The following is a 5,809-nucleotide window of genomic DNA, read 5'->3' as shown; positions in this document are numbered from 1 at the left end:
CGCGCCCCGTGCCGTCGCCCGCGTTCTCGAAATCGACGGGGGCGTCGAGCGGGACGCCAGCGAATACCCTTACTAAGACGATCTCGGCATTTCCGTTTCCGCCGCCATCGTTGTCATCGCCGTCGCCCCCGCTTTCCGGCGAAAGCGCGGGAATGCGCGTCAATTGGCGCTGCAACTCAATTGCTTCTTCGCGAAGGTTATCGACCTGCTCAAGAAGTTTTGCCAGGGGGAACGTTTGTTTTGGGTTCATGCAATCCGGAAAGAGTCGGCCGTGCGCTGCTGCGATTTTGAGCAGCCCCTAGATATGAGCAGACGTCGTGTCAAGCTGGGTGGGCGCCGTGAAACAACCCGCTCGCGCCAGTATTGAGGCCCTGCGTGGTTGAGTGATCAGCGCAGCATCAACTTGTTTCCTCAAGATTATTTGATGCCGCGCGTTGTGAACAAAGTGGCGATGAAAATATCGCTGTCGCTCAACAAAGTCAAGCGAAAAATCCTGACGCCATATTTGCACACGGAGTTTTTTATTGGTATTTCATCAAAATGTTGTTATATTTGCGCGCAAAATTCGGCAGGCTATGGGTTTATGGCAAAATATTACGCTCGGTCGATATTATCCTTCGGGCTCGATTATACACCGGCTTGATCCCCGCACCAAGCTTATCCTAAGCCTCGGTATGATGTTAACGATCATGCTCGCGGATTCCTGGCTGGCGCTGCTGCTGTGGACGTTTGTACTCATCGTTACGATTCTCGTCACGCACATTCCGCTTCACATCTTTGTAAGGAATCTTCGTGCTTTCCTCTGGCTGTTCGGCGTTACCATATTCCTTCATGCTCTGACCAGTTCTGCCGCCCCCGATGTTGAAATGTGGGGCATTTCCATTTCAGGGGCAGGCGCATTGATCGGAGTGAAGTATGCTCTGCGCTTGGGATTGTTGGTGCTGGTTGCTGCGTTACTCACGAGTACCACGATTCCGGCAGATTTGACCGACGGCCTCGAGCGCATGCTGCGTCCGCTGGAGCAGATCAAATTTCCGGCGCACGAGCTGGCGTTGATGACGATGATGGCATTGCGGTTCGTGCCGACGATTATCGAGGAAGCGCAGCGCATCCAACGGGCGCAAATTTCGCGCGGCGCGCGTTTTGACGGGCATTTATTGCAGCGTGTCCACGCCTTGATTCCCATGCTCGTGCCCTTGTTCATCTCAACCTTCAAACGCGCAGACGAGTTGGCGGCGGCCATGGAAGCGCGCTGCTATCATGGCGGTGAAGGCCGCGTTAGTTTCCGTGAGTTGAAGCTGGCGCGAACAGATTGGATCGCCCTGGGAATAATGCTGGCCGCAAGTCTTCTCACATGGCCATTAACAATGCACGGTTAAGTTGAGCGGATTCGTTCATGCCGAATGTCAAATTGGTTTTGGAATATGATGGCAGTAATTTTTGCGGCTGGCAATATCAGCCCAAGATGCGCACGGTGCAGGGCGAAGTCGAGCGCGCCCTTAAGATTTTGTTGAAAGAAAAGGTCGGGCTGTATGTGGCCGGGCGTACGGACGCCGGTGTACATGCCTATGGCCAGATCTCGAATTTTCATACCACGGTTGCAGTCGACACGCAGATTATGCCGCGCAAACTCAACGGCATTTTGCCGCATGATGTCGTGGTCAAGGAAGCGGAGATTGTGCCGGAAGCATTTCATGCGCGCTACGACGCGGTGAGCCGGCAATATGTTTATGTACTAAGCCGCCATCCGGTGGCGGTGGGCCGAGGGTATGCCTACTTTTGCAAATTTCCACTCGACCTTGAAGAGATGAAATCCGCGGCGCTGCACTTTTTGGGCGAACACAATTATCGCGCCTTTTGCTGCAGCAGCACCGAGGATCCGCATTATCTCAGCCGCGTGGAGATGATTCAGTGGGAGGATAACGGCGAAAAAATTCTCCTGCGCGTGCGCGCGAATCGCTTCCTGCGCAACATGGTGCGCATCATGGTCGGCACACTGATCAACGTCGGCCGCGGCGCGTTGCCGGCCAGTGAAATTCCGGTCATCCTGGCCAGTCAGAAACGCGTCGAAGCCGGTTATACCGCGCCGCCGCACGGCTTGTTTTTGGAAAAAGTCCTTTATCCGGAATCCGCCACCAGTTTCGCGCGCGATGCGTTGCGCGACGCAACGCCGGAAGAAGAGGCTGGCGCGCTGGAAGCCGAGCTTGCCGTTGACGTAAACTAATCTCAGGGCAGCGCAAGCATGCGGCCGTCAACTTGAAAAAAAAAAATTAGATGAAATAGAGACAGTCAAGTCATTCCTCAAACTTTGGAGATCGAAGATGAAACTTTTTCTCGATACCGCCAACCTTGCCGAAATTAAAAAAGTCGCAGCCATGGGCCTGCTCGACGGTGTAACCACGAATCCGACATTAATCTCGAAAGAAAAGGGCGAGTTTAAACAAATCATTCTCGGTATTTGCGAGGTGGTGCCCGGCCCGGTGAACGCAGAAGTTGTTTCCACCGAAGCGGAAGGCATGATCAAAGAAGGCCGTGAGCTTGCCAAAATTCACAAGAATGTCGTGGTCAAAATTCCGATGACGCGCGAGGGCTTGGTGGCGGTGCGCAAATTGTCCTCCGAAAAAATCCCCACCAACGTCACGCTGATTTTCAGCCCAAATCAGGCGTTGTTGGCGGCCAAGGCCGGGGCTTCATACGTTAGCCCGTTCCTCGGCCGGCTCGACGACATTTCTCACGTCGGCATGGATCTCGTGCGCACCATCGTGGAGATTTACGACAACTATGAATTCGAAACCGAAGTGTTGGCGGCCAGTTTGCGCAATCCGGTGCATGTGGTCGATGCCGCGCTCGCGGGCGCAGATATATCGACTCTGCCGGCCAAAGTCTTCGATCAAATGTTCGATCATCCGCTCACGGACATTGGATTGAAACGGTTTCTTGAAGATTGGGAAAAAGTCAAGCAAAGCATGAAGTAAATTCCGCCTGGCTTTGGGGCGCGGCTGGGTTGCCCGATCTGTGTTCCTCCCGCCGCGCGCCAAAGCAGATGATTTTCATTTTAAAGGCCGAGATTTGATCGCGCGTTATACACTGCCCGAAATGGGCAACATTTGGAGTGAAGCCAACAAGCTTGCCATCTGGCTGCAGGTCGAAATTTGCGTTTGCGAAGCCCAGGCCGAGTTGGGCCTGATCCCGCCTCCGGCACTGGCAACGATCAAGGCCAAAGCACGGTTTGACGCCGCGCGTGTGCTGGAAATCGAGCATACGGTCAAGCACGATGTCATCGCATTTCTCACCAATGTTGCGGAATATGTTGGGCCGGACAGCCGTTATCTGCATCTCGGCATGACGTCGTCGGATCTGCTCGACACCTCGCTGGCGGTGCAGATGAAGCAAGCCGGCCGACTCTTGCTCGATAAACTGGCTAACCTGCGGGAGGCCATTCGCGGACAGGCGCTGGCACACAAACACACGGCCTGCATCGGCCGTTCACACGGCGTGCATGCCGAGCCGACTACATTCGGTTTGAAGCTCGCGGTTTGGTATGACGAAGTCGGTCGCCATTTGGCGCGCCTGCAGCAAGCCGTGCGTGAAGTCGCAGTCGGCAAAATATCCGGCGCGGTCGGGACGTATGCGCACATTGATCCGCGCGTTGAAACGTATGTTTGCGAAAAACTCGGGCTGCAACCGGCAGCCATTTCAACGCAGATCGTCCAGCGCGACCACCACGCGGCATTTTTGAACACCCTGGCGCTGATCGGCGCTTCGCTCGAAAAATTTGCCACGGAAATACGCAGCCTGCAGCGCACCGAGATTTTGGAAGCCGAAGAGCCATTCACCGCCGGGCAAAAAGGCTCATCGGCCATGCCGCACAAACGCAATCCCATCACCTGCGAGCGCGTTTCAGGGTTGGCGCGGCTGCTGCGCGCACATGCAACAGCCGGGCTGGAAGACATTGCCTTGTGGCACGAGCGCGACATATCCCACAGTTCCGTCGAGCGCGTTATTCTTCCCGACAGCACGATTTTGCTCGATTACATGCTCGCGCAGCTCACGAAGGTCATTGCCGGCCTGCACGTCTATCCCGAAAATATGCAGCGCAACCTGGAACGCACACGCGGCTTGATTTTTTCGCAACAAGTGTTGCTTGCGCTCACGCGCAAAGGCATGACCCGTGAAGAGGCCTATCGCCTGGTGCAGGAACATGCCATGGCGATTTGGAATCAGCCCTATCCGGAAACAATGCTGCCGGCGCGAGGCCAGGAGTTTCAGGCACGCCTGCTTGCCGATCCAGTGATTCGCCGGTTCCTCAATGAAAACGATCTTCAGCAATGCTTCGACATGAAGAAAAACTTTCAGCACGTTGACATGATTTTTGCCCGTCTCGGATTACAATAAGCGAGATTTTGAATCTATGAGGAGTGAGGATGAGCAGCTACAAGAAAAAGAAAAAACTCTTTGACGGCAAAACCAAAGCGCTGTATGAAACCGACAATCCCGAACAACTCATCCTGGCATTTAAAGACGAGTTCGGCGGGGAAAGCGGCGAGGTGATCGAGAAAAAAGGTGAGATCAACAATCAGGTTTCGGCATTGTTGTTTCGTTATCTCGACGGCTATCACATTCCCACGCATTTCATTCATGAAGTTGGCAAAGACGCCATGCTCGTGCGCCAGCTCAATATGATTGCGTTGACGGTAACAGCGCACTATATGGCGTTCGGCGCTCACGCCCGACGGTTGGGCGTCAAAGACGGAGCGGCGTTGCAGCCCTCGATTATTGAATTTTATTTGAAAGATGAGAGCCCCAAAAAGACCGCGCTCGATCGCAAAGATGTGCAGTCACTCGGCCTGCTCTCTGCGGAGGAGTTGCATCACATCGTGCGCATCGTGACGAAGGCGGGCGTTCTGCTGCAAAGTTTTTTCTCGCGCCGCGGCCTGATGCTGACCTCCTGCAAGTTCGAATTTGGGCGGTACAAAAATCGCTTGTGGATCGGCGACGAACTGTCGCTGGCAACCTGCACGCTGCGCGACGCAGCCACAGGCGAAAGCTTTGACTGGGCAGATTATCGCAATAACCTCGCAGGCTTGCGCAAAGCGTATCAAGCACTCGGCCTGCGAATGCTTACGAGACTTTAAAAAAAGCGACTTAACTTATGCATCGCGAAGGTTATACAATTGTCTTGGCGCTGGCAATTACTGCCTTGCTTCTGACGCTCATTTATCGTACACTCGGCGGCGGTTTCATCCTGCGCAGCTTAAGTGTGCTCTGTTGGGCAGCGACGGCCATGTCTGTGTTCTTCTTTCGTGATCCGGAGCGCACCACACCGGGCGACCTGGGTCTTGTCGTGTCGCCGGCGGATGGCACAGTCATCGGCATCGATGAAGTCGATGAACCGCAATTTCTCGGCGGCCGTGCGCGCCGCGTCAGCATTTTCCTATCCGTCTTCAACGTGCATGTCAATCGCGTGCCGGTGGAGGGCACGGTAAAATTTCTGCAGTACCATCGCGGGCAATTTCATGTCGCCTCATTGCCCAAAGCCTCCAGCGATAACGAGCAATCCGTCATCGGAATCGAATCGCCGTGGGGTAAGGTGTTGTTCAAACAAATCGCCGGACTTATCGCGCGCCGCATCGTGTACGATCTGCGCGAAGGATTACAGGTGCAGCGCGGCGAGCGTTTCGGTATTATCAAATTCGGCTCACGGATGGAAGTGTATCTCCCTCTCAACACGGAAGTCAAAGTCCGGCTTAAAGAAAAAGTGCGGGCCGGGGAGAGCATCATAGGAGAATTCAAAAATGCTACGTAAACA

7 protein-coding genes are annotated in these 5,809 nt (G+C 54.5%); 6 read left to right on the top strand and 1 reads right to left on the bottom strand.

Annotation, left to right across the window (positions count from 1 at the left end; translation table 11 throughout):
* Nucleotides 1-250 (bottom strand): hypothetical protein (locus tag FBQ85_25675; GenBank protein ID MDL1878522.1); only part of this gene is annotated, 250 nt, incomplete at its 3' end.
* Between the two features lie 325 nt (nt 251-575).
* Here FBQ85_25675 and FBQ85_25670 point away from each other — a divergent pair.
* The 6 genes from FBQ85_25670 (at nt 576) to FBQ85_25645 (ending at nt 5,806) form a co-directional block, all read left to right on the top strand.
* Nucleotides 576-1,379, top strand: coding sequence for an energy-coupling factor transporter transmembrane protein EcfT (locus FBQ85_25670; GenBank protein ID MDL1878521.1), 804 nt, complete (start codon nt 576-578; stop codon nt 1,377-1,379).
* A 17-nt stretch (nt 1,380-1,396) separates the two neighbouring features.
* Nucleotides 1,397-2,224 carry a tRNA pseudouridine(38-40) synthase TruA gene (gene truA / locus FBQ85_25665; GenBank protein MDL1878520.1) on the top strand — a complete coding sequence of 276 codons (828 nt, stop codon included), beginning with the start codon at nt 1,397-1,399 and terminating at the stop codon, nt 2,222-2,224.
* 97 nt (nt 2,225-2,321) lie between these two features.
* Entirely contained in the window at nt 2,322-2,975 is a 654-nt protein-coding gene (gene fsa / locus FBQ85_25660) for a fructose-6-phosphate aldolase (GenBank protein MDL1878519.1), read from the top strand.
* A gap of 94 nt (nt 2,976-3,069) precedes the next feature.
* A complete protein-coding gene (locus tag FBQ85_25655) occupies nt 3,070-4,395 on the top strand; it encodes an adenylosuccinate lyase (GenBank protein ID MDL1878518.1) in 1,326 nt (441 codons plus the stop codon).
* A 29-nt stretch (nt 4,396-4,424) separates the two neighbouring features.
* Nucleotides 4,425-5,135, top strand: coding sequence for a hypothetical protein (locus tag FBQ85_25650; GenBank protein MDL1878517.1), 711 nt, complete (start codon nt 4,425-4,427; stop codon nt 5,133-5,135).
* Nucleotides 5,136-5,152: 17 nt separating this feature from the next.
* The gene (locus FBQ85_25645; GenBank protein MDL1878516.1) at nt 5,153-5,806 is read left to right on the top strand and encodes a phosphatidylserine decarboxylase family protein; all 654 of its coding nucleotides are present in this window, start codon (nt 5,153-5,155) and stop codon (nt 5,804-5,806) included.
* Nucleotides 5,807-5,809 lie beyond the last annotated feature (3 nt).

The sequence above is a fragment of the Cytophagia bacterium CHB2 genome (assembly GCA_030263535.1).
GTDB lineage: Bacteria > Zhuqueibacterota > Zhuqueibacteria > Zhuqueibacterales > Zhuqueibacteraceae > Coneutiohabitans.
Note: the sequence above shows the minus strand (reverse complement) of the source record. Positions and strands in the feature narration are given on the sequence as shown.